General features: G+C 70.0%; 22 protein-coding genes and 1 pseudogene. 9 read left to right on the top strand and 14 right to left on the bottom strand.

The window, feature by feature from the left end; translation table 11 throughout:
- Nucleotides 1-4: 4 nt before the first annotated feature.
- The 3 genes from MCHLDSM_RS15750 to eltD all read right to left on the bottom strand — a co-directional run bounded on the left by MCHLDSM_RS15750 (nt 5) and on the right by eltD (nt 3,509).
- Nucleotides 5-961: a carbohydrate ABC transporter permease gene (locus tag MCHLDSM_RS15750; RefSeq protein WP_048470935.1), complete on the bottom strand. Its 957-nt coding sequence runs from the start codon at nt 959-961 to the stop codon at nt 5-7.
- Nucleotides 962-975: 14 nt separating this feature from the next.
- Nucleotides 976-2,355 carry an extracellular solute-binding protein gene (locus MCHLDSM_RS15745; RefSeq protein ID WP_048416395.1) on the bottom strand — a complete coding sequence of 460 codons (1,380 nt, stop codon included), beginning with the start codon at nt 2,353-2,355 and terminating at the stop codon, nt 976-978.
- Between the two features lie 65 nt (nt 2,356-2,420).
- Nucleotides 2,421-3,509 (bottom strand): erythritol/L-threitol dehyrogenase, encoded by a 1,089-nt coding sequence (eltD, locus tag MCHLDSM_RS15740; protein WP_048470934.1) that lies wholly within the window; start codon nt 3,507-3,509, stop codon nt 2,421-2,423.
- Nucleotides 3,510-3,625: 116 nt separating this feature from the next.
- Between eltD and MCHLDSM_RS15735 the strand changes: the two genes are divergently transcribed.
- Together MCHLDSM_RS15735 and MCHLDSM_RS15730 are read left to right on the top strand one after the other, a co-directional pair.
- Entirely contained in the window at nt 3,626-4,669 is a 1,044-nt protein-coding gene (locus MCHLDSM_RS15735) for a sugar-binding transcriptional regulator (RefSeq protein WP_048470933.1), read from the top strand.
- Nucleotides 4,666-5,457, top strand: coding sequence for an SDR family NAD(P)-dependent oxidoreductase (locus tag MCHLDSM_RS15730; RefSeq protein WP_048470932.1), 792 nt, complete (start codon nt 4,666-4,668; stop codon nt 5,455-5,457). Before MCHLDSM_RS15735 ends, MCHLDSM_RS15730 begins: the two co-directional genes overlap by 4 nt.
- Nucleotides 5,458-5,463: 6 nt before the next feature.
- On the opposite strand, the gene MCHLDSM_RS15725 is transcribed toward MCHLDSM_RS15730, so the two are convergent.
- A complete protein-coding gene (locus tag MCHLDSM_RS15725) occupies nt 5,464-6,945 on the bottom strand; it encodes an FGGY-family carbohydrate kinase (protein WP_048470931.1) in 1,482 nt (493 codons plus the stop codon).
- Between the two features lie 35 nt (nt 6,946-6,980).
- Here MCHLDSM_RS15725 and MCHLDSM_RS15720 point away from each other — a divergent pair, with 35 nt between their 5' ends.
- Entirely contained in the window at nt 6,981-7,916 is a 936-nt protein-coding gene (locus MCHLDSM_RS15720; RefSeq protein ID WP_048470930.1) for a LysR family transcriptional regulator, read from the top strand.
- A gap of 6 nt (nt 7,917-7,922) precedes the next feature.
- Here the strand turns inward: MCHLDSM_RS15720 and xylB are convergent, their stop codons facing one another.
- Nucleotides 7,923-9,317, bottom strand: coding sequence for a xylulokinase (gene xylB / locus MCHLDSM_RS15715; RefSeq protein WP_048470929.1), 1,395 nt, complete (start codon nt 9,315-9,317; stop codon nt 7,923-7,925).
- A 28-nt stretch (nt 9,318-9,345) separates the two neighbouring features.
- On the opposite strand from xylB, the gene MCHLDSM_RS15710 reads away from it, so the two are divergent.
- The 3 genes from MCHLDSM_RS15710 (at nt 9,346) to MCHLDSM_RS15700 (ending at nt 11,743) form a co-directional block, all read left to right on the top strand.
- Nucleotides 9,346-10,164, top strand: a complete 819-nt coding sequence (locus tag MCHLDSM_RS15710) for a serine hydrolase (protein ID WP_234714034.1) — start codon at nt 9,346-9,348, stop codon at nt 10,162-10,164.
- A gap of 64 nt (nt 10,165-10,228) precedes the next feature.
- Entirely contained in the window at nt 10,229-11,149 is a 921-nt protein-coding gene (locus tag MCHLDSM_RS15705; protein ID WP_048470928.1) for a DoxX family protein, read from the top strand.
- A gap of 102 nt (nt 11,150-11,251) precedes the next feature.
- Nucleotides 11,252-11,743, top strand: coding sequence for an RDD family protein (locus tag MCHLDSM_RS15700; protein ID WP_048470927.1), 492 nt, complete (start codon nt 11,252-11,254; stop codon nt 11,741-11,743).
- A 12-nt stretch (nt 11,744-11,755) separates the two neighbouring features.
- On the opposite strand, the gene MCHLDSM_RS15695 is transcribed toward MCHLDSM_RS15700, so the two are convergent.
- Both MCHLDSM_RS15695 and MCHLDSM_RS15690 read right to left on the bottom strand, forming a co-directional pair.
- Entirely contained in the window at nt 11,756-13,219 is a 1,464-nt protein-coding gene (locus MCHLDSM_RS15695) for a GntP family permease (protein WP_048470926.1), read from the bottom strand.
- Nucleotides 13,216-13,731, bottom strand: a complete 516-nt coding sequence (locus MCHLDSM_RS15690) for a gluconokinase (RefSeq protein WP_048471140.1) — start codon at nt 13,729-13,731, stop codon at nt 13,216-13,218. Before MCHLDSM_RS15690 ends, MCHLDSM_RS15695 begins: the two co-directional genes overlap by 4 nt.
- A 124-nt stretch (nt 13,732-13,855) precedes the next feature.
- Here MCHLDSM_RS15690 and MCHLDSM_RS15685 point away from each other — a divergent pair, with 124 nt between their 5' ends.
- Nucleotides 13,856-14,560: a FadR/GntR family transcriptional regulator gene (locus MCHLDSM_RS15685; protein WP_048470925.1), complete on the top strand. Its 705-nt coding sequence runs from the start codon at nt 13,856-13,858 to the stop codon at nt 14,558-14,560.
- Nucleotides 14,561-14,565: 5 nt separating this feature from the next.
- Here MCHLDSM_RS15685 and MCHLDSM_RS15680 read toward each other — a convergent pair whose 3' ends face one another.
- Nucleotides 14,566-15,303 (bottom strand): DUF4333 domain-containing protein, encoded by a 738-nt coding sequence (locus MCHLDSM_RS15680; protein ID WP_048470924.1) that lies wholly within the window; start codon nt 15,301-15,303, stop codon nt 14,566-14,568.
- 77 nt (nt 15,304-15,380) lie between these two features.
- Here MCHLDSM_RS15680 and MCHLDSM_RS15675 point away from each other — a divergent pair, with 77 nt between their 5' ends.
- A complete protein-coding gene (locus MCHLDSM_RS15675) occupies nt 15,381-16,277 on the top strand; it encodes an SCO6745 family protein (RefSeq protein WP_048470923.1) in 897 nt (298 codons plus the stop codon).
- Between the two features lie 4 nt (nt 16,278-16,281).
- Here the strand turns inward: MCHLDSM_RS15675 and MCHLDSM_RS15670 are convergent, their stop codons facing one another.
- From MCHLDSM_RS15670 to MCHLDSM_RS15660, 3 genes and pseudogenes are all read right to left on the bottom strand, one after another.
- The gene (locus MCHLDSM_RS15670; protein ID WP_048470922.1) at nt 16,282-16,608 is read right to left on the bottom strand and encodes a YnfA family protein; all 327 of its coding nucleotides are present in this window, start codon (nt 16,606-16,608) and stop codon (nt 16,282-16,284) included.
- A gap of 15 nt (nt 16,609-16,623) precedes the next feature.
- Nucleotides 16,624-18,626: pseudogene (locus MCHLDSM_RS15665) on the bottom strand (primary-amine oxidase).
- Between the two features lie 41 nt (nt 18,627-18,667).
- Nucleotides 18,668-20,176 (bottom strand): carboxylesterase/lipase family protein, encoded by a 1,509-nt coding sequence (locus MCHLDSM_RS15660; RefSeq protein ID WP_048470921.1) that lies wholly within the window; start codon nt 20,174-20,176, stop codon nt 18,668-18,670.
- Between the two features lie 73 nt (nt 20,177-20,249).
- Here MCHLDSM_RS15660 and MCHLDSM_RS15655 point away from each other — a divergent pair, with 73 nt between their 5' ends.
- Nucleotides 20,250-20,930 carry a hypothetical protein gene (locus tag MCHLDSM_RS15655; RefSeq protein WP_048470920.1) on the top strand — a complete coding sequence of 227 codons (681 nt, stop codon included), beginning with the start codon at nt 20,250-20,252 and terminating at the stop codon, nt 20,928-20,930.
- Between the two features lie 6 nt (nt 20,931-20,936).
- On the opposite strand, the gene MCHLDSM_RS15650 is transcribed toward MCHLDSM_RS15655, so the two are convergent.
- The 3 genes from MCHLDSM_RS15650 to MCHLDSM_RS15640 are packed head-to-tail and all read right to left on the bottom strand — an operon-like array spanning nt 20,937 to nt 23,670.
- Entirely contained in the window at nt 20,937-21,515 is a 579-nt protein-coding gene (locus MCHLDSM_RS15650; protein ID WP_053083001.1) for a DUF3159 domain-containing protein, read from the bottom strand.
- A 37-nt stretch (nt 21,516-21,552) separates the two neighbouring features.
- The gene (locus MCHLDSM_RS15645; protein ID WP_048470918.1) at nt 21,553-22,647 is read right to left on the bottom strand and encodes an LLM class flavin-dependent oxidoreductase; all 1,095 of its coding nucleotides are present in this window, start codon (nt 22,645-22,647) and stop codon (nt 21,553-21,555) included.
- Nucleotides 22,648-22,653: 6 nt separating this feature from the next.
- Nucleotides 22,654-23,670: an ABC transporter substrate-binding protein gene (locus MCHLDSM_RS15640; RefSeq protein WP_048470917.1), complete on the bottom strand. Its 1,017-nt coding sequence runs from the start codon at nt 23,668-23,670 to the stop codon at nt 22,654-22,656.
- Nucleotides 23,671-23,689 lie beyond the last annotated feature (19 nt).

The raw sequence follows: 23,689 nt of genomic DNA, 5'->3' as shown, positions 1-23,689 counted from the left end.
GAGATTACGACTCCGCTCCGGCAGCGCGGCGCTGCGCTTTTCCGAGCACGCTCACCAGGTAGCGCGCCGTGATGAACACGATGATCCACAGCAGCAGCATGTAGGTGCTGCCGCGGGAGTAGTCGAGGTTGATGATCGAGTCCTCGAAGGCGCCGATCTGCAGGGTGCGGGTGGCGACGCCGGGTCCGCCGGCGGTGAGCACGAAGATGTGGTCGAACACCTTGAGGTTGTCCATGAACCGGAAGATGACCGCGACGAGGATGTAGGGCCAGAGCATCGGCAGCATCAGCTTGCGGAACATGTAGAACCAGTTCGCACCGTCGACGTCGGACGCCTCGAAGGGCTCCTTGGGCAGTGACCGGATACCGGCCAGCACCAGGATCGCGACGAACGGGGTGAAGATCCAGATGTCGACCAGGATCACCGAGAACAGCGCGTTGCCCGCCGACAGCCAATCGAAGGTGTTGCCCAGGCCCAGAACGTGATTGAGGATGCCGAACTGCGGGTTGAACATCAGCTTCCAGATCACGCCGGCGATCACCGGCGCGATCATCAGCGGCAGGATGAGCACCTTCTCGAAGATCTTGCCGATGATGCTCGACCGGTTGAGCAGCAGCGCGAGCCCGACGCCGAGCACCGTCTCGATCGCGGTGGCGGCGACCGCGAAGATCACGGTCACCTGCACGCTCTTCCAGAACACCTTGTCGCCCAGTACCGAGGCGAAGTTCTGGAACCAGACGAAGTGCGGATCCGGGTTCACCGCCGCGTAGTTGAGGAACGCGTAGTACGCCCCGACGACGAACGGATACAGGATCCCGATGACGATCACCAGAGCCGGGATCGACAGCAGATAGGGCCGCAGCTTACGCCGCCACGCGGGCACCTCGGGGAGTTTGCGTCCGCCGGCCGAGGCATCGGGGCGCTGCGACGAGGCGGGCGCCTTGGATGTCTGAGTGGTCATCGATGCCAGAGCTCCTAGAGATTGACCTTGGACGTGTTGGTCTTGGCGAGGCTGCGCAGCCGCGAGGCGGCATCCTCACCGCCGTAGATGTCCTGCAGCGCGACCGCCCAGTTCTGCGTGGTGTCGAAGAACTTCTTCTGCGGTGTGAACTGGATCCGCGACTGACCGATGACGGTCTCGAACGCCTCCAGGTAGCCGAACTGGTCGGCCGCGACGCGCTTGAACGTGGTGTCGAACACCGACTTTCGCACCGGGTCGGCGTACTTCCCGCCCTCGACGGCCTTGTTCATCGAGTCCTTGCCGGTCGCCCATTGGATGAACAACCACGCGGGCAGCTTGTTACGGGAGTTGGCGCTCATCGCCCAGCTCCACGTCCACAGGTTGGTCTTGTAGTTGCCGTCCGGCCCGGCGGGACCGGCGTACCAGGCGATGTTGCCGGCCTCCTTGCTCGCCCCCGGCTTGTTCTTCGGGTAGGTGGCGCTGTCGGCGTCGAACACCATCATCGCCTTGCCGTCGCCGAGATCGCCGGTGGCGTTGGGGTAGTCGTAGGTGGTCCACGACGTCGGGCCGGCCTCGTGCTGCATCTCGATCCACTTCTTCGTGAAGTCGATCGCGGCGTCGCTGTCCATCTCGGCGATCAGCTCAGACCCGTTCCACTTGTAGTCCACCGCGCCCTGGCGGGTGTACTGGGTCATGAAGCCGGGATGGATGGTGGCCCAGGACTTCGAGCCGCGGGTGGAGATGCCGTAGCGGTTCTGCGAGCGGTCGGTGAGATCGACGGCGAGCTGGATGAAGTCGTCGAGGTTGTCGGGCAGCTTGGTGATGCCCTTCTCGTCGAACACCCGCTTGTTGTAGGCCACGACGTTGTTCTCGAACCCCCACGGGATGGCCCACTGTCCGCCGGTGCCGAGCGGATTGCCCAGCGTGAAGTCCCAGCGGGTGGAGGTGCGCAGTCCGTCGAAGATGTCCTCGAAGTCGTACTCCGCGTTGGTCGCCGAGCTGTTCTGCAGCCACGGCCCGAGGTCCTCGATCCAGCCGGGCGGCCCGTACTGCCAGATGAAATAGGCACCCAGCATGAACGCGTCGTGCTTGCCCGAACCGCCGGCGAGCTCGGTGTTGAGTTTGGTGAAGTAGTCGGCCTCGGGAACCAGGTCGACGTTGACGTTGATGCCCGTCAGGTCCGTGAACTCTTTGAGCAGTGGCTGATAGGACTGCTGATAGGGGTGCGGGGTCTGCAGGATGTTGATCGTCGAGCCCGCGGCCTTGCGCCAATCGAACCCGCCGGTGACGGCGTCGGCGCCGTTGGGGGCGCTGGCCTTGCCGCCGACGCCGCACGAACTCAGCACCGGCACGCTGGCCGCGGCGGCACCGGCCACGCCCAGCGCGGTCAGCATCTGCCTGCGCGAGAACTGCGGCCCGCCGGTACCAGGGGAGAAAAGACTCATGGGGTGTCCTTCGTTCAGGCGGGGATCAGGGAGACCTTGACCGATTCCTTGCCGCTGGCCACCAGATCGAGCCCCTGCTGGAACTCGGTCAGCGGCAGCTGGTGCGTGCAGATCCGATCCATCGGCAGCACACCGGACTCGATCATCCTGATCGCCGCCGGCCAGCAGTACGGGCCCAGATGGGCGCCGAGGACGTCGAGTTCCTTGTCGTCGCTGATGATGCTCCAGTCGACGGTCACGTCGCTGCCGAACACGCCGTACTCGACGTACCGGCCCAGCTTGCGTAACAGGTTGAGCCCCTGCGGGACCGCGGACGGGTGCCCGGTTCCCTCCAGGTACACGTCGGCGCCGTAGCCGCCGGTCAGATCCTTGACGATCGCGACGGCGTCCTGCTCGGCAATATTGATCGTGATGTCGGCGCCGCACAGTTTCGCCAGTTCGAGCTTCTCGGGCGCCATGTCGAGCGCGATCACGTGCATCGGGTTCTTGGCGCGGGCACCGGCCACCATGCCCAGACCGATGGGTCCACACCCGGCCACCACCACGACGTCTTCGAACATGATCTGCGCGCGCTCCACGGCGTGCAGCGAGCACGACAGCGGCTCGGCGAACGCGGCGTGCTGGGGGGCCACATCGGCAGACACCTTGTGCACCAGTGCCTCCGCCGGATACACCATGTAGCTGGCCATCGCGCCGGGCGTGCGCCGCTTGAAGCCGTAGAGGTCGTGCGGCTGACACATGTGGTACTGGCCGCGCTTGCAGAAGCGGCATTCCCAGCACGGCACGATCTGCTCGGACACCACCCGGTCCCCGACCGCGATCCCCCAGCGCTGGGCCGCCGCATCGTCGAGATCGACCACGCGGCCGGCGAATTCGTGGCCGGGGATCACCATGGTCTCGGCCCACGCCGGGCGGTTCTCGTCACCCCAGAACTTGGCCGCGCCGTGGTAGCACTTGAGGTCGCTGGCGCAGATGCCGACCGCCTCCACTTTGATCAGCGCCTCGCCGGGACCGCGTTGCGGAACCGCGACCTCCTCGAGTCGGTAGTCGTGGGGCCCGTGGCAGACGACTGCCTGCATCTTCTCGGGGATCTGAGCGGCCATCGCGTGTTCCTCCCTCTGTGTTCGCAGTCACACTAGCGAAGCCGGTGCACATCTGTCCAGAACGGATGTTCAGTGAACTTCTTTCCAGAGCAGGCGTTCGGTGTCATACTTTGCCCATGCCCAGGCCGGCCGCGCCCACCCCCTCCGCCACGAAGCCGGACGGTGCCGCGCCCGAGGCCGAGAGCAGCCATTTCTCGCCCACGCTGCTCTACACCGCCGCACGGCTGTACTACGAAGAGGACGCGACGCAGGCCGAGATCGCCGAACAGCTCGGCACCAGCCGGGCAACGGTGAGCCGGCTGCTGGCGGAGGCCAAACGGCAGGGCATCGTGCGCATCGAAGTGGTCCCCCCGGCCGACGCCGGACCCACCGAACTGGCCGACCGCCTGGCCCGGGCGCTGAACCTCAACACCGTGTACCTGTCTCCCCCGCTGCCCAACCCCGGCCCGGGGCGCAGCGTCGTCGACATCATGGGTCGGGTGCTCGCGCCCGCCGCTGCCCGGGCCCTCGGCGAAGCGGGTCTGCTACCGGGCGACGTGCTGCTGGTGTCGTCGGGGCGCACCGTGTACGAACTCGCTCAGCACGAACTGACCCCACTGCCCGGAGTGGTGGTGACCCCCACCGTGGGCGGCAACGACCAGCCCTACGAGTGGTACCAGACCAACGAGATCACCCGCCTGGTCGCCAACCGCGTCGGCGGTCGTGCCAATTACCTTTTCGCACCCGCGCTTCCGGGCCCCGCGCTGTATCAGTCGCTGCTCGAGGACCCGAGCATCCAGCGCGTGGTGCATCAGTGGCCGCACGCCCGGTGCGCGCTGATGGGGGTCGGCGCCCCGCCGCTGACCCGCTCCGACATCCCCCAGTTCGTGCCGACCGGTTCGACATCGCTGCGCGCCGCGGTCGGCGACGTGTGCTCACGCTTCTACGACCGCGACGGCAACCCGGTGCAGTTCGACGGCGCGGAACGGTTGATCGCACTGGAATTGGAGAACCTCCGCCACATCCCGGTCACCATCGCCGTCGCGGTCGGCCGGGACAAGATCGACTCCATCACCGCCGGCGCCCGCGGCGGCTACTTCAACCGGCTGGTCACCGACCCCGGCACCGCCGAAGCACTGCTGGCGGCCAGCAACAGCGATGCGACACAGGAGGTTTCGTGACCACAGTGGCCGAGCAGAGGTATGCCGGGGTACTGCGACTCGACGGTAAGCGGGCGCTGATCACCGGCGCCGGCAAGGGTATCGGCGCCGACATCGCCCGCGCGTTCGCCGCCGCGGGCGCCGACCTGGTGCTCAGCGGGCGCGACGACGCCGAGCTGACCCGCTCGGGGCGCGCCCTGAGCGACGAGTTCGGTGTCGACGTCCGCTCGGCCGCCGTCGATCTCGCCGACCACGACGGACCGGCCGCGCTGACCCGGATGGCGTCCGAGGCGTTCGGCGGACTCGACATCCTGGTCAACAACGCCGGCATCTCCCTGCCCGAGTCGGTGGTCGACACGACCCCGGAGAACTTCGACGCCACCATCGCGGTGAACCTGCGCGCGCCGGCGCTGCTCGCCGCGCAGATCGGAGCGCTGATGGTCGAGCAGGGTACCGGCGGGTCCATCGTCACGGTCGCCTCCGCGGCGGCGCTGGCCCCGCTGCCCGAGCACTACGCGTACTGCGCCTCGAAGGCGGGCCTGGTGATGGCGACCAAGGTGCTGGCGCGCGAACTCGGGCCGCACGGCATCCGGGCCAACTCCGTCTGCCCGACGGTGGTGCTCACCCAGATGGGACAGCGGGTGTGGGGCGAGGAGGCCAAGGCGGCCCCGATGCTGGCCCGGATCCCGTTGGGCCGCTTCGCCGTTCCGCACGAGGTGTCCGACGCGGTGGTGTGGTTGTGTTCCGACGCGGCGAGCATGGTCAACGGCGCCGACATCGCCATCGACGGCGGCTACACGATGGGCTGATCCTGCTCAGTCGGGGTCGGCGGCGGCCAGCCGGTGCACCTGGTCTCGCGTGGCGGGGTACATCTGCGCCCACGTGGTGAACAGGTCGTCGTAGAGCTCCCGGTTGCGCGGGTTCGGGGTGATCTCCCTGGCGATGGTGGCCCAGTCGGTATCGGGCGGCACCAGCCCGACCCCGATGCCGGCCAACAGCGCGTCGCCGTAGCTGGCGCCGATCGCCTGCTCGGGCACCAGTTGCGAACGGCCCGTCACATCGCTGATCGCCTGCGCCCACACCGGGCTCTTCAGTCCCCCTCCGACCGCGACGGTGCGGGTGGCTTCGTGCGCATCGTCGAATCTGTCCAGAATCTGCCGGATCCCGAACGCGATGCCCTCGTAGGCCGCGCGGAACAGGTGCCCCCTGCCGTGGCGCAACGTCAGCCCGGCGAGCACGCCGCGCGCCTTCGGGTCGAACACCGGGGTGCGTTCCCCGGCCAGGTACGGCAACATCAGCAGACCCTCGCTGCCCGCGGGCACCTCGAGCGCCTCGGCGGTCAGGTCGTCGAAAGACGGTCGCCCGGTGACCGATTGCAGCCAGTTGATCATCGTTCCGGCCGTCGAGGTTCCGGCGGCGAGCGAGAGCGTCTGAGGATCCACCCCCGCGGTGGTCCACAGCGCGGGATCGCTGTGATACTCGTCGATCACCTGGACCAGGAACATGGTCGAGCCGTACATCAGCATCTGGTCGCCGGGGCGGCGCACCCCCACCGAGAAGGCCTCCGAGTACGCGTCGACCGTGCCCGCGGCGACCGGCAGTCCCACCGGCAGGCCGGTCTCGCGGGCCGCTGCGGGTGTCACCCGGCCGACGATGTCGCTGGGCCACACCAGGTCGGGCAGCGGCAGCGGGCCGCAGATCCGCTCGGCCCACTCCCGGTTCCACGCGAACTCCCGGGTGGCGTACAAGGGATCGCACTGACTCGCGGTGTGGTGGTCCATCACGTACTCGCCGGTGAGCTTGGCGGCGATGTAGGAGTTGGAGCCGTACCACCCCGCCGCCGCGGCGAACGTCTCCGGCTCGTGGTTGCGCACCCACTCGATCTTGGGGCCGACGGCCTGACTCGACAGCAGGGTCCCGGCCCGGTCGAGAATCGCCTTCTCGCCCAATTCCTCTGTCAATGAGGCGATCTCGGCGTGCGCGCGGGTATCGATGCCGTACAGGATGGCCGGCCGCAGCGGACGCAGGTCCGCGTCGCAGAGCACCAGGCACGGCCCCACGCCGCTGACGCACATCCCGGCCAGCGTCGCGTTGGCGGGCAGCTTCGCGGTCAGTGCCGCGCTGATCGCGCAGACCTCACGCCACCACACCGCGTCGGCGTCGACCTCGGCCCACCCCGGCCGGGGCAGGTCCATCCCGTGGCTGATCGTCTCCGAGGCGACCACCGCGCCCGCCGTATCCACGAGAACGCCCTTGGTGCTCCCCGTTCCCATGTCGATACCGAGCAGCATGTCCACCACCCAACCCTACGACGGCGGGCAGAATCGCTGAGATGGACATCCGTCGGCTGCAGCTGCTGCTGGCCCTGTCCCGCCTGGGGTCGATGCGCGCGGTCGCCGAGGAACACCACCTCACCACGTCGACGGTGTCCGCGCAGATCGCCGCACTGGCCCGCGAGACCGGGGCGCAGCTGATCGAACCCGAAGGCCGGCGCGTGCGGCTCACCCCGGCCGGCCGACGGCTGGCCGACCACGCCGTCGCGATCCTGGCCGCGGTGGAACGCGCCCGGGTCGACCTCGACGCCGACGCCGACCCTGCGGGAACCGTCCGGGTGGGCGGCTTCGCCACGGGCATCCGGGTGTCGCTGCTGCCGATCGTCGCCGACCTGCGCACCCGGTTCCCGAACGTGGACTTCGTGATCAGCGAGTACGAACCGATCGAGGCGTTCGGGCTGCTCACCGCCGACGACCTGGACCTCGCGCTGACCTACGACTACAACCTCGCCCCGGCCTCCCCCGGGGCGCTGCTCGACTCCGTGCCGCTGTGGTCGATCCGCTGGGGGCTGGGAGTCCCGTCGCCCGCCGCCCGGGGCACCTCGGGGATCGCGGACTTCGCCGACCAGACGTGGATCGTCAACTCCCGCAACACCGCCGACGAGGACGCGGTGCGGACGCTGGCCTCGCTCTCGGGATTCACCCCGCGCATCGCGCACCAGATCGACAGCCTCGACCTGGTGGAGGACCTGATCGTCGCCGGGTTCGGGGTGGGTCTGCTGCCGATCGCGCGGCCGACCGCGCCGGGGGTGACGGTGCTGCCGCTGACCGACCCCGAGGTGGTGCTGACCGCCTACGCCGTCACCCGGATCGGCCGCGCCGACTGGCCGCCGCTGCGGGCCGTGCTGGAGCGCCTGCGGCCGGCCCCCGGCGAGCCACTGCCCCGGCCGCACTGGCCGCGACCGGACGCCGGGTTCCCGCCGCCGCCGGCCTGACCACGTTCACCGCAGGGTGAGCTCCTGTGCGGTCCGGTACCGCTCCAGCACCTCCGGAGTCGGCGCACCCTCGTAGACCGTGGTGCTGGCGAGCGACCAGTCCGGCGGACCGTCGCCCCCCGACAGGGCCCACGCCGCCTGCCGGGCGGCGCCGAGTGCGACGTACTCGGCGGGGGCCGGAACGTGCACGGGCGCTCCGAGGACGGCCGGGGCCACCTGACGGACAGCCTCCGAGCGGGCGCCGCCGCCCACGAGGATGATCCGGTCCACCTCGACCCCGTGCGCGCGGATCTTGTCGATGCAGTAGGCCATCGATGCCAGCAGACCCTCCACTGCGGCCCGGGCGATGTTGGCGGAGTTGAGGTTTCGCGTCGTGACGCCGTGCAGGGCGCCGGCGGCGTCGGGAAGATTGGGTGACCGCTCACCGTCGAAGTACGGGACGAGGACCAACCCGTCCGCGCCGGCCGACGCCTTCAGGGCGAGGCGGTCGAACTCCTCGAAGTCGACGCCGAGCATCGTCGCGACGGCCGCGAGCACCGGCGCCCCGTTGAGCGTGCACACCAGCGGGAGCTGACGCCCGGTCGCGTCGGCGAACCCGGCGACGATGCCGTCGGGGTCCCGCGGTGCCGCGGCTCCGACGGCGCTGACCACCCCGGAGGTACCCAGCGACACGACGCAGTCACCGGGACCGGCGCCCAGGCCGAGAGCGGCCGCCGCGTTGTCCCCCGCACCGGCTCCCAGCAGCGCACCGTGCGCGGTCTGCGCCTGCGATCCGGCCGGCGCGACGACCGTCGGGAGCACCGGGCGCCGACCGCGCAGCGCCAGCTCGAGCAACTCGGGGTCGTAGCTGTCCGACGCGGCGGAGTAGTACCCGGTGCCGCTGGCGTCGCTGCGATCGGTGGTCAGCTCGGAGATGTCGGTGGAGCCGGACAGTCGCCACGTCAGCCAGTCGTGGGGCAGGCAGACGGCCGCGGTGGCGTCGGCGTGCTCCGGCTCGTGATCGGCGAGCCACCGCAGTTTCGTCGCGGTGATCGCGGCGACGGGGACCACTCCGGTCCGGTCGGCCCACGCGGCCGGTCCGCCGAGCTCGTCGATCAGGTCCTCGGCCGCCCGGGCAGACCGGGTGTCGTTCCACAGCAACGCATCGCGGACCACCTGGCCCGACGAGTCCAGGCACACCATGCCGTGCTGCTGGGCGCCCACGGAGATCGCGGCCACGTCGGAGATGCCGCCGGCCTGCTCGATCGTCGCGGTCAACGCATCCCACCAGTGGGCCGGCGCGACCTCCGTGCCGCCCGGATGGGGACTGGACGCCGACCGCACCGGTTCCCCGGTGTCGGCATCGCAGATCACGATCTTGCACGACTGGGTGGAGGAGTCGATTCCCGCAACGAGTGGCACGCCTGCGAAGCTACCCTCGATGACCCCGATGAGATGGCGGACCGCACTGGCTTCGGTGTTGATCGCGGTGGCGCCGCTGATCGGGGCGGCGCCGGCGGCAGCGGCGTGCGCCGCCGACAGCGACTGCGACCTGCTGCGGCGGGTCGCCGCCGCCGATGCCTACCTCGCCGAGCGGCCCGGCACGGTCGGCTATGTGCTGCGCGACAGGCAGACCGGATTCGTCCACCGCAACGCCGAAGCGGCCGAGCCGGTGTGGACGGCGTCGACGATCAAGCTGGCCATGGTCGACGACCTGCTGGTGAAGAACCGCATCGGTGCGATCACGCTCAGCGCGTCCGACCGGCAGTTGATGGCCGCGATGCTGCACTCCTCCGACGACGACGCCGCCGACACGCTGTGGGCCCGCTACGGGGGCACCGACCACCGGGCCTTCAACGACGATTTCGCCGCGCTGGGACTGACCGGCTTCCGCCCCCAGCCCGGTTACAGCTCCGTGTATCCCTACTGGGGATTCCAGAAGGCCGCGGCCGACGACCTGGACCGGTTGATGACGTTCACGCTGACCGCTCTCGACCCGGCCGACACCGCGGCCGTCGTCGGCGAACTGCAACACGTCGCACCCGATCAGCAGTGGGGTGTGTGGGGCGCGGGACCGCAGCTCGCGCCGGGCAACAAGGACGGATGGTCGCGGGAGGACAGCGGCTGGGTCACCAACAGCGTGGGATTCGCGGGCGCCCAGCAGCGCTACACGCTCGCGGTGATGAACGACCTCGGTTCCGCAGGCGGGTACGACGACGGGGTGGCGACCACGACGCACCTGGCGGAGCTGCTCCTCGCGGGCCGATGACCGCCCAGTGACGGTGGCGTCGGTATCTGGTTTGGCCGCTCTGGAGCGTGGGAACATACCCGGCATGTTGATCCGTCGTGTCGCGCGCCCCATGCTGTCCGCCGTGTTCATCTCCCGCGGGATCGAGGCTCTGCGTAGCCCGAAGCCCGCGGCGGATGCCACCCGGAACACCCTCGAGGGCCTGAGCAAGCTGCCCGACCCGGTCGGCCCCAACGTGCCCTCGAACGCCGAGACGGTGGCCCGGGTCAACGCGGCGGTCCAGATCGGCGGCGGCCTGCTGCTCGCGACCGGCAAGCTCCCCCGGGTGGCCTCGGCCGCCCTGGCCCTGACGGTGGTGCCGGGCTCGCTGGGCGGGCACAACTTCTGGAACGAGGCCGACCCGCAGCGCAAGGCCGACGAGCGGCGCGCGTTCGTGACCGACATCAGCCTGATCGGTGGCCTGATCATCGCCGCCGTGGACACCGAGGGGAAGCCGTCGCTGGGCTGGCGTGGCCGGCGCGCGGCGCGCAAGGTCTCCGAAGCCGTCACCGCGGCCCTTCCGGTCGGCGCCGCCGCGGGCGGGTCACTGGCCGACAGTGAACTCGCCGAGAAGGTCGGCCACGGCCTGCAGGTCGGTGCCGAGCGCGGCCGCGAACTGGCCCACATCGCGCGCGAACGCGGCGGCGAGTTCGCCGAGGTGGCGAGCGAGCGCGGCGGGAAGCTGGCCGAGATCGCCCGCGAACGCGGTGGCGAACTCGCCGAGATCGCCCGCGAACGGGGCGGCGAGCTGGCGCACGTCGCGCGTCAGCGCGGCGAGGAGTTCGCCGATGTCGCGCGTGCCCGTGGCGAGGAATTCGCCGACGTGGCCCGCGATCGCGCACCCGAACTGGCCGACGCAGCCCGCGACCGCGCACTGCGCTCGGCCGAGCTGGCCCGCGCCCGGGCCGCCGACCTGGCCGACACCGCGAGCTCGGAGGCCAAGAAGCGCCGCAAGCGCTGGAGCTGAGCGCGGCCATTTCCTCTCATCCCGGGTGAAACTCTGCTCGCCCGGGTCCCCGCATGGGTACGGTGAGCTCGCATCGCAGCCGCCGCGAGAAAGAGACCACCCATGACCAGCGATTACCCCCCTCAGCCGGGCCAGTACGGGTACTCGGGCGGCTACCCGCCGCCCGGTCCCGGCGGTCAGCCCGGCAGTCTGGGCCTGCGGTTCGGCGCCCGGATCATCGACGGTCTGATCGTCGGCATCGTCGGCGGCATCATCGTCTACGTCATCGGGGCCGCGTCGAACGTCTGGATCACCGGACTGTTCACCGGGGCACTGACCTTCGCCTACTACGTCGCCTTCGAGGTGACCCAGGGCTGGACACCGGGCAAGAAGATCCTCGGGCTGAGCGTGCACGGACCGGGCGGGGCGGCGAAACCCACCGCCGCACAGTCCGCGATCCGCAACTCGTGGACACTGCTGCCGATCATCCCGTTCATCGGCGGGCTGCTCGGCGTCGTCGCGATCGTGGTGATCGCGGTGACCATCAACAGCAGCCCCACCAAGCAGGGCAAGCACGACGAGCTCGCCGGCGGCACCCAGGTCGTCAAGGCCTGAGCGCGCCCGGGATCAGATGAAGATCCCGAGCAGCAGCACCAGCACCAGGCCGGTCACCGACAGCACGGTCTCCATCACCGACCAGCTCTTGATGGTCTGGCCGACGCTCATCCCGAAGAACTCCTTGATCAGCCAGAAGCCGGCGTCGTTGACGTGGGAGAAGAACAGCGAGCCCGCGCCGACCGCGAGCACCACCAGGGACACCTCGCCGGTGCTCAAGCCGTCCACCAGACCCAGCATCAGTGACGATGCGGTGATGGTGGCGACGGTGGCCGAACCCGTCGCGAGCCGGATCAGCACGGCGATCACCCACGCCAGCAGGATCACCGACACGTTGGCGCCCTTGGCCCAGTCGGCGAGCAGCGTGCCGATGCCGGTGTCGACCAGCAGCTGCTTGAACCCACCGCCCGCGGCGACGATCAGGATGATGCCGGCGACCGGCGGCAGGGAGGACTCGATGCACCTGACGATCTGATCGCGGGTCATCGCCGCACCGCGGCCGAGGGTGAAGATGCCGACGATGACCGCGATCAGCAGGGCCATCAGGGGCCGGCCGAGGATGTCGAATGTCTGCCGCACCACGCTGTTCTCGTCATCGATGAAGATGTCGACCAGCGCCTTGCCCATCATCAGGGCCACCGGCAGCAGCACCGAGAAGAGCGTGATGCCGAAGCTGGGGCGGGTGCGCTGCGCGACGGTCTGCACGCTGCCTGCGCCGCCGCCCGGGCCGCCCGTGGCCGCGCCGCCGCCATCGGTGTCGGCCCGGAGATCGTCGGCGGTGAACCGGTCCGGGATGTCGATGACGACCCAGCGGCCGGCCAGCTTGCCGAACAGCGGGCCCGCGACGATGACCGTCGGGATCGCGACCGCCACGCCCAGCGCCAGCGTGATCCCCAGATCGGCGCCGAGCAGGTCGATCGCGGTCAGCGGTCCCGGGTGCGGAGGGACGAGACCGTGCATCGCGGAAAGCCCTGCCAGCGCGGGGATTCCGATGGTGATCAGAGACTGACCGGAGCGCTTGGCAACCAGATAGATGACAGGCATCAGCAGCACGACGCCGATCTCGAAGAACATCGGCAGGCCGATGATCGCGCCGACCAGGGCCATCGCCCAGGGCAGCGTGCGCGGTGAGGACCGGCCGACGATCGTGTCGACGATCTCGTCGGCGCCGCCCGAGTCCGCGAGCAGTTTGGCGAACATCGCGCCGAGCGCGATCAGGATGCCGACGCCCGCGGCGGTGGTGCCGAACCCGTCGGAGAAGGACTCGAGCACGTCGCCGATGTTCATGCCCGCGACGATCCCGACCGTGAGCGCGCCGAAGATCAGGGCCAGAAACGGGTGCAGTTTCGCGACGGTGATCAGCACGACGATGAGTGCGATGCCCGCGAGCGCGGCGATCACCAATTGCCAGCCCGACGCGACGGGTTCGGGTAACTCGGTGTCGGCCGCCAGCAATGTGAGTGCGGTGGGACTCATCTCTTCTCCTGTTCGGTGGTGATCCCGTTGTTGGCGCAGTAGGTGTCGATGATCGTGTCGATGCTCTGGTCGACGTCGATGGTGGTGCCGCGCTCGTCGGCGTCGAGCGGTTCGAGGGTGGCGAACTGCGACGCCAGCAGCGATGCCGGCATGAAGTGGCCGGGCCGGCTGGCCTGGCGCCGGCCGATGACCTCGGGGGTGCCGGCGAGGTGCAGGAACTGCACGTCGGGACAGTGCCGGCGCAACTGCTCGCGGTAGCTGCGTTTGAGCGCCGAGCAGCTCATCACGCCGCCGGTGGCACACCGCTGCGCCAGCCAGTCGCCGATCGCCTCCAGCCAGGGGTGTCGATCGTCGTCGTCCAGCGGGTGGCCGGCCGTCATCTTCGCGATGTTGGCGGCCGGATGGAAATCGTCCGCATCGGCGAACGGCACACGGAGCCGCTGCGCGAGTGCGGCGCCCACGGTCGACTTCCCCGAGCCGGAAACGCCCATGACCACGATGGGTGACGCCACCACGTCCTCCTACCCTGTTGTGCTTGCCGTCACACAGACTGCCTCAAAGATCAGACTATTGCAAGTAGATATCGATATTCCTCTACTCAATCGGTTCAGGCATAGCGTATGACAAGATGTTTGCGTGAATGCGGAGACGCCCAGCGGAGCACTGCACGACAGTGTGCTCACCGCACTGGGCACCGCGATCGTGTCCGGCGAGTACTCCGAGGGGCAGGTCATCACGCTGGACGGCGTCAGTGCGCGACACCAGGTGTCGCGCAGCGTGGCGCGGGAGGCGATCCGTGTTCTCGAGTCGATGGGCATGGCGGCCTCGCGCCGCCGCGTCGGCATCACCATCCAGCCATCGCACAAATGGAATGTGTTCGACCCCAGGCTGATTCGCTGGCGACTGGACTCCGAGGACCGCGCGGCGCAACTGGCGTCACTGTCCGAGTTGCGCCGCGGCTTCGAACCGGCCGCCGCAGCGCTCGCGGCGCGCCGCGCGGACCCGCACCAGTGCCGGATCCTGGCGGCCGCCGTCTCGGACATGGTCGTGCACGGCCGCACCGGCGACCTCGAGTCATACCTGTTGGCGGACAAGATCTTTCATCGAACCCTGCTGGAGGCCAGCGGCAACGAGATGTTCCGGGCGCTCAACGACGTGGTGGCCGAGGTGCTCTCAGGCCGCACGCACCACGGCATGATGCCGGACAAACCAAACCCGGAGGCCATCGCCCTGCACGACGAGGTGGCCCGCGCCATCCGGTTGGGCGACGAGGACGCGGCCGAGCGCGCAATGCGGGCGATCATCGACGAGGCGGCTTCGGCTGTGGCAGAGGGCGATTGACCGGCTCACCGCCGCGGTGCGTAGGTGTAGTCGACCTTCGCCCCGTCGACGGTGGTCACCGTCAGCGTCAGCTCGGCACGTTCCGAGCCGGCCGCCACCGTGCAGTCCACGGTGTTGCCCACCCGTCCTTCGAGGTTGCCCCCACACACTGCGGAGTCCGGCCGCTTGCCCAGATGGGTGGCGAGTTCGTCGAGCAGAGAGTTCTCGACCTCGGCCTTGGTCAGCAGCGGCACGAGGTCGAAGTTCATGGTCAGCCCGTCCACACCGGTCACCTCCGCGGTGCGCCGCAGCGTGGCGCCGCCGGCGGTGACGTCGCACTGCGCCGTCGCCTGGGGCCGGCCCAGCAGACCCGATGGGCACGCGACGGCGTCCGGGGCCGAGCCGGCGTCGGCCGCGAGCCGCGTCACCGCCTGTTCGAGCTGTTGGCGCGACAACGCCGGGATCATCTCGTACACGATCGACCCGCCGTCGATGCCGGTGACGGTCACGATCGGTTCGAAGCTGTTGGTCGTGCTGAGCACCACATCGCAGCGCGCCGACTGGCCGACCTCGCCGACCAGGGGATCCTTGCAGGTGACCGATTGCGGCTTCTCCCCCGCGGCGGCCAGCCGCTGGGCGATGTCGGCCTGCAGATCGTCGGGGGCCACCGCGGGCACCGCATCGGAACTGACCGGAGAGCTGCAGGACGTCAGCACGGCACAGAGGGCGGCCAGTCCGGCGACCGCACTGATCAGCTTCGCCATCCGCTTCCCCGTCACCCCCGACCCCAGGTGCTGGGGACGTTAGCAGACCCGCCAGGACGGGGTGATTGACTGCCGGTGTGGACAGACAACCGCGCCGGCCCGCGACGCTGGCCCGTCGGCTCTTCGACCGGATCGAACCCGTGCACGCCGTCACCTACTTCGCCCCGGAGTCCAGGACCGCCCTCGACGGCCTCGGATACCGAGGCTTCTGGATGGGTTATTTCGCCGCCCGGTCGGCACCGCTGGGCCCGGTGCCCGCCGAGGTGGTGACCGCGCTGTTCTACAACTTCGCCCCCGAACGGGTGGCCAAGGCCCTGCCCGCGGCGTGGGACATCGCGTCACCGGCCGACGCGCTGCGCGCCCGAGAGGACTCGGCCGTGGCGGCGCTGCGCCGCTGCGGCGTCACCGACGAGGCCGCGGCCGTGGCCGCCGACCTCGCGGCGCGCGCGGCGGGCGGGGCCGACGTCGGCGGGCGGGCACTGTATGCCGCCAACCGATCGCTGTCCTGGCCGTCGGAGCCGGTGGCACGGCTGTGGCACGCCACGACACTGCTGCGCGAGCATCGCGGCGACGGACACGTCGCCGTGCTCGCCGCCGAGGGACTCTCGGGCCGCGAATGCAACGTGCTGCACGCCGCGGCGGGCCGGGTGCCCGAGGAGATGATCAAACGCAGCCGCGACTACGACGACGCGCAATGGGCGTTGCACACCGACGCGCTGCGCCGGCGGGGACTGCTCGGGGCCGACGGCGCACTCACCGACGCCGGCCGCGCCCTCAAGCAGCGGATCGAGGACACCACCGACGCCCTGGCCCTGCCCGCGCTCAACGCCCTCGACGACGACGAGGTCGAGGCCCTGTTCCGGGCGCTGACCCCGATCACGCGCACCGTGATCGCCGCGGGCGACGTACCCGCCGGGACGCCGATGGGTCTGCGCCGCGACGACCTCGACGACGACAGCGCGCATCTGGGGTGAACGCTCAGCGGGGCCCGTACATGATCAGCGCCACCCCCACCAGAGCGACCAGCGCGCCCGCGACGTCCCACCGGTCGGGCCGGAAGCCGTCGGCGGCCATGCCCCACAGCAGCGAACCGGCGATGAACACGCCGCCGTAGGCCGCCAGCACCCTGCCGAAGTGCGCGTCAGGTTGGAACGCGGCGACGAAACCGTATGCGCCCAGCGCGATCACACCGGCGCCCATCCACAGCCATCCGCGGTGTTCGCGGATGCCCTGCCACACCAGCCAGGCTCCCCCGATCTCGAGGACTGCGGCCACAACGAACAGCAGGACGGATTTGACGACCACCCGTCCAGCCTGCCATCAGTGGTGCGCGCTGGTGGCCGAGGTGTGGCACGCGTCCGGCGGGGTGCCCACCACGTCCAGGGCCGGGTTGCGGTCGAAGAATCCGAAGGGCTTGAGCCAGAACGACACCACGTCGGCGGGCATCACCGGCCAGTCCTCGGGCCGGGTGATGTGGTGGATGCCGAAGACGTACCACAGCACCACGTCGGTGTTCTCTATCGGGCGGTCGGCCGCCGTCCACTGGGTGAGCCCGGTGTCACGCACGGACTGATTGACGAATTCGCCTGCGGGCCAACGCTCGTCGGGCCTGTTCGGCGTGACCCACAGGGTGTGGGCGATCACGCCGGCGCGCTGCAACACCGGTGAGCCGGGGTCGAACATCGGCGGGATGGCACCCGTGGGCACCAGCTTGTAGGCCGGATGGGCCCCGATACCCGTCACCACGTTGGGGTTGACCACCTTCCAGGCGCGCTGAGTCCCGAAGTTCACGTCCTGGCGGGCTTCGGCCTCGCTGCGCAGCGCGGTGTTGCGTGTCACCAGCGACAGGCCGTGCGGGTTGTCCGGCCCGATCGGCTCGGCGTAGGACTCCGACATGACCACCGTGTTGTCGGGCCCGTCGATGTCCATGTCGAGGCGGGCGACCAGGAAGTGCTGGTGGAACGGGGCGTACGTGCGTTCGTCGACGATCGTGCCGTTCGGACTGGGCGCCCCGGGCGGCAGCGGCGTGGTCACCATGATGCCGGTGGCGCGGACCTCGCATTCGATGTTGCCGTCCTGGTACAGCCGCCAGTAGACCAGGTACTCGTAATTCGCGACGGTGACGTGGAAGGACAATGTCAGCCGCCGCATCCGGCGCACCTCGGCGCCGATGTCGTGGTCGACGTGCTTCCACAGCACGGCGTTGTCCTCCTCGTGCAGGCAGATCGCGTTGGTGATGGTGTAGGGCTCCCCCGCGCTGTCGTGCAGAACGGCGTCGAGATAACGGATCTCGCCGAGGCAGTCGCAACCGAGCTCCAGCGACGTCGTCATGAAACCCAGGCCCCACTCGCCGATGTCGAACGCGGTGCGGCGGTAGTGGTCCGGCGAGGAATCCCGGTACGGCACCACCATCTCGGCGAACGACATCCGGTGCGCGATCGACCGGTCCCGGTCGCCGTCCCGGTAGCGCACGGTGTGCAGCGTCATTCCCTCGCGATGGTTGAAACCGACCCTCAGCGACCAGTTCTGCCATGTCACGAGGTTGCCGTCGACCTGGAACGACGGCCCTCCGGCTGGGTGATGTGCAACGGCTTGAGCGGCTCGCGGCGCCCGCGGCCGAGCACCCGCTCGGGGATGTGGCGCGGCACGTACTCGCCCATCACCTCCGGGGGCGTCGCGTCCCCGTCGGCGGCGAACGGTCCGACGTCCTCGACACGCAGCAGTTCCATCGCGTTGAGGTCGATGACGCAGTGCAGTCCGCTCAGCAGCCGCGCATACGGGTTGGCGCCGGGCGCGGCTTTGACCCAGCTGTCCGACCACCCGATCCGCCGGTCGCGGAACTCCGGCGGCGCGACCGCGTCACCGTAGGTCCAGGTGTCGAAGAACACCAGGTCGACGTCGGTGACGCCGCGGGCATGCAACGCGGCGAGCACGTCGGGATGCGAGCGCAGCAGGCGGTCGCACTCGGCGAACTCGTCGACGGTGAAGTTGGCCTGCACGCCGGGGATGTGCTCGAACGACTCCACCCGGTCGTCGGTCAGCGACACCACGCTCTTGTAGGTGGCGTTGGCGCTGCGGTCGAAACACACCACCGTGGCGCGACGCGCCGGCCGCGGCCCGCCCGCCTCGAAGGCCGTCAACTCGGCCTTCGACGGCTCGAGCGACTCGATCGACGCGAAGCGCCACCCGCGCTGCGTACCCGAACCGGCCGGCTGCACACCGTGCTCTCGGCGCAGGATCGCCGCGACGGCGCGGAACTCCTCTTCACCGAGCGGATCGAGCGGGTGGGGGTGGGCCTCGGACACGCGCTTACGCAACCACATCCCGCGCCGCCAAGCAGTGGATTACCCCAAGTCGGTGACCGTCAGCGCGAGGCGAGGGAGAACGTCTCCCACGCCTGGCGTCGCTCGGCGTGCGGGTCGTACTCGACCCGGCGGCGCCGGTCGAGCACCATCACCGGCCGCTCGTCGTGGTCGTAGCGCGGCCAGTCCTCGCCGGGCACGCCCTGCGCGGCGAACGCCAGCCACCGCGCCTGGATGTCGTCGCTGACCTTGCCGGCGGTGCGGGCGTCGACGCCGGCGGCGAGCAGCCTGCCGAACCGCGAGCGGTAGACGTCGAACACCGCGAGCAGCTCCATCGCATGCGTCGCGCCCAGACCGGTCAGGTGCAGTGCCCGGGTCGCGTAGTCGTAGCGGTACACGTGGGTGGGCGCATGCCGGCTGTGCGCCTGCGCGATCTGCCACATCGCGGACCCGAAGATGAAATCGCCGCCGAGCCGCACGCACGCCGCGGAATTCGGATAGCCCGGATAGGCGGCCAGGATGCGCTCCCGCTCGCCCGGCTCGGCCTGGGAGAACAGCCGCTCGATGGCGGTCTCGGTGGTGGGCAGCAGTTTGAGGAAGCGGGTGAACAGCCGGCCCTCGTCGGCGTTGGTGCCCACGATGAGCGGCACGCGGTGCGCGCGGCCGGTGCGCATCGCCTCGACCGGGTCCAGCGGCAGGTACTCGGTGCCGTAGGTCGGTCCGATGGCGAAGGCGCCCAGCATGTCCCGCTGACCTTCGAGGATCAGATGCTCGAGAGCGTTCACCAGATCGGCGGGGCGGGTGCGCATCAGCACCTCGGCCGCGTCGCGTCCCTCGGCCCCGAGTTGGCGGGCGAACCGCTGCGCGTACTGCTCGGCGATGTCGGCGCCGCGCGTCATCCCACTGCTGGGGCTCTGCGCGATCGCACGGGCGAACAGGCCGTCGGCGTCCGGGGTGGCCAGCAGGGTGCCCACGGCGTGCGCGCCCGCACTCTCGCCGAAGATCGTCACGTTGTCCGGGTCGCCGCCGAACGCCTCGGCGTTGTCGCGCACCCAGCGCAGCGCCATCACCAGGTCACGCAGGAAGAGGTTGTCGTCGATCGGGGTGCCGGGGGTCGACAGCGACGACAGCTCCAGACACCCCAGCGGCCCGAGCCGGTAGTTCACCGAGACGTAGACGCATCCCTTGCGGGCCAGTGACGCGCCGTCGTAGATCGGGGTGGCCGAACTGCCCAGCATGTAGCCGCCGCCGTGGATGAACACCATCACCGGCAGCCGCTCGGCCTGCGGCCGGGCCGGCGCGACGACGTTGAGCGTCAGACAGTCCTCGCTCATCGGCTGGTACTTGCCGGGCCGCAGGATCGTGTACATCCGCTGCTGCGGCGCGCAGTACCCGAACCCGTGGCAGTGCCGCACCCCGGACCAGGGCCGCACCGGTTGCGGCGCCCGGTAGCGCAGCGCGCCGACCGGCGGCTTGGCGTACGGGATGGACCGCCAGCGGTGGACACCGTCACGGGTGAAGCCCTCGACGACGCCGGATGCGGTCTTCACCCGCACGGTGTGCTCATGCATCCTCCCGACGGTAGCGAACCCGCGCCCGCCCCGCCTCGCGACCGGCCCCGTGTCGGGCGGCTAGCCTGGGCGGGTGCGCGTTGCCGGCCTGATCGCAGTGGCGACCCTGGTGGCCGGCTGCTCGCAGTCGGTGGGCGGGCAGGCCGAGTCGTCGTCCCCCGCTCCGGTGCCGCCCGAGGCCACCACCAGCACCGCAGCGGCTCCGTCGAGCCCACCGAGCGCTGCGGCACCGGGCAGCGGCGCGTCGATCGACGACGTCATCCGGTTCATCGAGGGCGGCGCCGCCGCCGATCCCGGCACTTTCCACGTCGCGTTCCGCGACGGGGTCACCACCCGGCTGGGTGAGGACATCGCGTTCACAGCCCCGTCCGGGGCGCCGCTGGGCACCACGCAATGCCTCACCGCCGCCGGCGGCCTGACCTGTCTGCTGGACCTCACCTCCCCGCCGCCGCGCCCCACCGACGCCGAAGGGGTGTGGAAGGCGGGCTGGGTCGAATTTCCCGGCACCGAGCTGCGGGTCGGCGCGCTGCGCGGAGATCCCGGCCCGTTCGTCACCGGATCGGGCACCGAACTGCCTGCGGGACAATCGCTGTCCTTCGGCGACGACCGGTGCCGCAGCGACGACGCGGGTCTGTACTGCGTGAACTACGCACACCGGGCGGCGGTGCGGATCAGCGCAGACGGTGTGGTGCCGTTCGGCTGCCTGCAACCGGCGCAACCGCCCGCCGGTGTGGGTGCCGCGTTCCGCTGCTGAGCGCCGCTAGGAGGCCTTCCGACGCGCCTTCTCCCGGGCCCGCTTCGGATAGGCCTGCGTCATGCCGAACGCGCCGACGATCACCACCACGGGGATCACGGCTTTGGTCCAGTGCACCGTCGACGGCGAGATGGCCGCGACGTAGCCCAGCACGGCGATGAGGGCGAACACCAGCGCCCACATCAGCGTCAGCACCTGGTTGGTACGGCGGAACGCGAACTCCTCCCACTCCTGGCGCGGCGCCGACGCCGGCGCGTACTGCGCGGTGAACGGTTCGAACGCCAGCGAGCCCAGTGCCATCGCGGCCAGCACCCCGCTCGACAGTGTGGTGGCGTAGCTGTCCATCCAGTCGCGGTCCTCGGCGCCCACGATCAGGCCCGCGATCGTCACGCCGGTGAAGAACACCACGGTCACGATGTCGAGCAGCCGCGCCCCGGCGAAACCGGCCGAGACGCCGAGGATCAGCGTCGCGATGACCGCGCAGATCGCCCCGAACATCCAGGTGCTCGGGCCGTCGGCCACCACCCAGTAGATGATCCAGGGCACGAACCCGACGAACGGACTGCGCTCGAACCATTCGTCCACGCCTGAAGAGATACCAGACGCTCACCGGATCCGGGGGTCAGGCGACCCCTTTGCGCTTGAGGATCGGCAGCACGCCCTCGGCGAACCAGTACGCCTCCTCCAGGTGCGGATAGCCCGACAGGATGAACTCGTCGAAGCCCAGCGAGTGGTACTCGAGGATCAGGTCGGCCACCTCCTCGTGGGAGCCCACCAGCGCCGTGCCCGCGCCGCCACGCACCAGACCGACACCCGCCCACAGGTTCGGATAGATCTCGAGCTGATCGACTCGGCCGCCGTGCAGCGCGGTCATCCGGCGCTGTCCCTCGGATTCGGATTTCGCGTGCAGCGCCGTGGCCTTCGCGATCTGATCGGGGCTCAGCTGGGCGAGCAGTTCGTCGGCCACCGCCCACGCCGCCTCGGAGGTGTCGCGGCTGATGGTGTGCAGCCGGATGCCGAAACGCACGCGGCGGCCCCGCTGCTCGGCCAGCTCACGCACCTGCGCGATCTTGGCCGCCGCGGCCTGCGGCGGCTCACCCCAGGTGAGGTAGACGTCGACGTACTCGGCGGCGATGGGCAGCGCCGCGGGCGACGAGCCGCCGAAATAGATCTGCGGCAACGGATCCGGCGGTGCGGACACCCGCGCGTCGGCCACCTCGTAGTAGGAGCCCTTGTAGTCCAGCGACTCCTGCCGCCAGATCGAGTTCACGATGTGCAGGAATTCCCCGGTGCGCGCATAACGCTGGTCGTGGTCGAGCCAGTCCCCGAAGCGGCGCTGCTCCAGATCGTCTCCGCCGCTGACGATGTTGAGCAGCACCCGGCCCTCGGAGAAGCGCTGCAACGTGGCCGTCTGCTGGGCGGCGAGCGTGGGCGGCACCAGGCCGGGGCGGAACGCGACGAGGAACTTCAGGCGCTCGGTCTCGGCGAGCAGTGCCGACGCGGTGAGCCAGGCGTCTTCGCACCAGGTGCCGGTCGGGGTCAGCACACCTTCGTAGCCGAGCCGGTCGGCGGCCCGCGCCACCTCGGCGAGGTAACGCCGGCTGGGTGGCCGGTAGCCGGCCGGCACGATGTGGTGTGCCGAGGCATGCGAGGCCCCGACGATGGAGCGGCTGTCGCCGTTGGTGGGCAGGAACCAGAAGAATTTCGCTGAAGACATGAATTCCTAATTCGTCGCGATCAAGAGCGGCCGCAGCGCGTCGTTGTACCTGCGATCCACCCACTTGTTGAAATCAGGTGCAGGAGAGGCGATCTGGCCTGATTCGGCGAACAGGTCGGCGATCTTCTGCTCCGAGGCCACCACCTGATCGTCGAGTTCGGTCGGCAACCGCAGGCTGCGCCCCTGGGACACCCGGGCCACCTCGGGGCTCAGCCCGACGGCCTGGGCGTAACTGGTGGCCCACTGGTCGGGGTGCTCCTGGGCCCACCGTGCCGCCTTCTCGAAGCGGACCAGCAGGTCTGCCAGCGCGGTGTTGCGCTTCGGGTCGGCCAGCGCCTGATCCGAGGCCACGCCGAACCAGTAGCCGTTGGTGACGTCGCGGGCCTGCCCGATGGAGCGCACCGGCACCTGCGCAGCGGTCTGGGCGGTGTAGGGATCCCAGATCGCCCACGCGTCGGCCTGACGCTGCGTGAACGCCGGCAGGGCGTCGGCCGGCTGCAGGAAGATCAGCGTGACGTCGTCGGGGGTCAGCCCGGCGTTCTTCAGCTGGGCGAGGATGTGCCCGTGCGCGGAGCTCCCCTTGCCCACCGCGATGCGTTTGCCCCGTAGGTCGGCGATCGAGGTGATCGGTGAATCCTGGTGCACCAGAACCTGATCGCCGTTGCCGCCACCGTCGTAGGCGGCGACCACCTTGACCTTGGCACCCGAGGCGGCCCCGAAGATCGGCGGGGTGTTGCCGGTGATCGCGAAGTCGATCTTGCCCGCCGTCGCCGCCTCGATCTGCGGCGGCCCGGAGGTGAAGGTCGAGAACGCGATCTGATACGGCAGGCCGTCGAGCGCGCCCGCGGCGCGCAGCAGGGATTCGGTGCCTCCCTTCTGATCGCCGACCTGCAGCGTCAGGCCGGCCAGGTCGGACAGCGGCACCGTCTCGGGTGCCTGCTGGGCACCCGAGACGTCCTGTCGTGACACGCATCCGGCGAGCAGCAGGCTCACCACGGCGAGCACGGCAACAACCCTGGACATGTTGGTCCCCTCGTCGACG

The sequence above is a fragment of the Mycolicibacterium chlorophenolicum genome (assembly GCF_001044235.1).
Classification (GTDB): domain Bacteria; phylum Actinomycetota; class Actinomycetes; order Mycobacteriales; family Mycobacteriaceae; genus Mycobacterium; species Mycobacterium chlorophenolicum.
The sequence above is the reverse complement of the archived record's forward strand: the minus strand, read 5'-3'. Positions and strand labels throughout refer to the sequence as shown.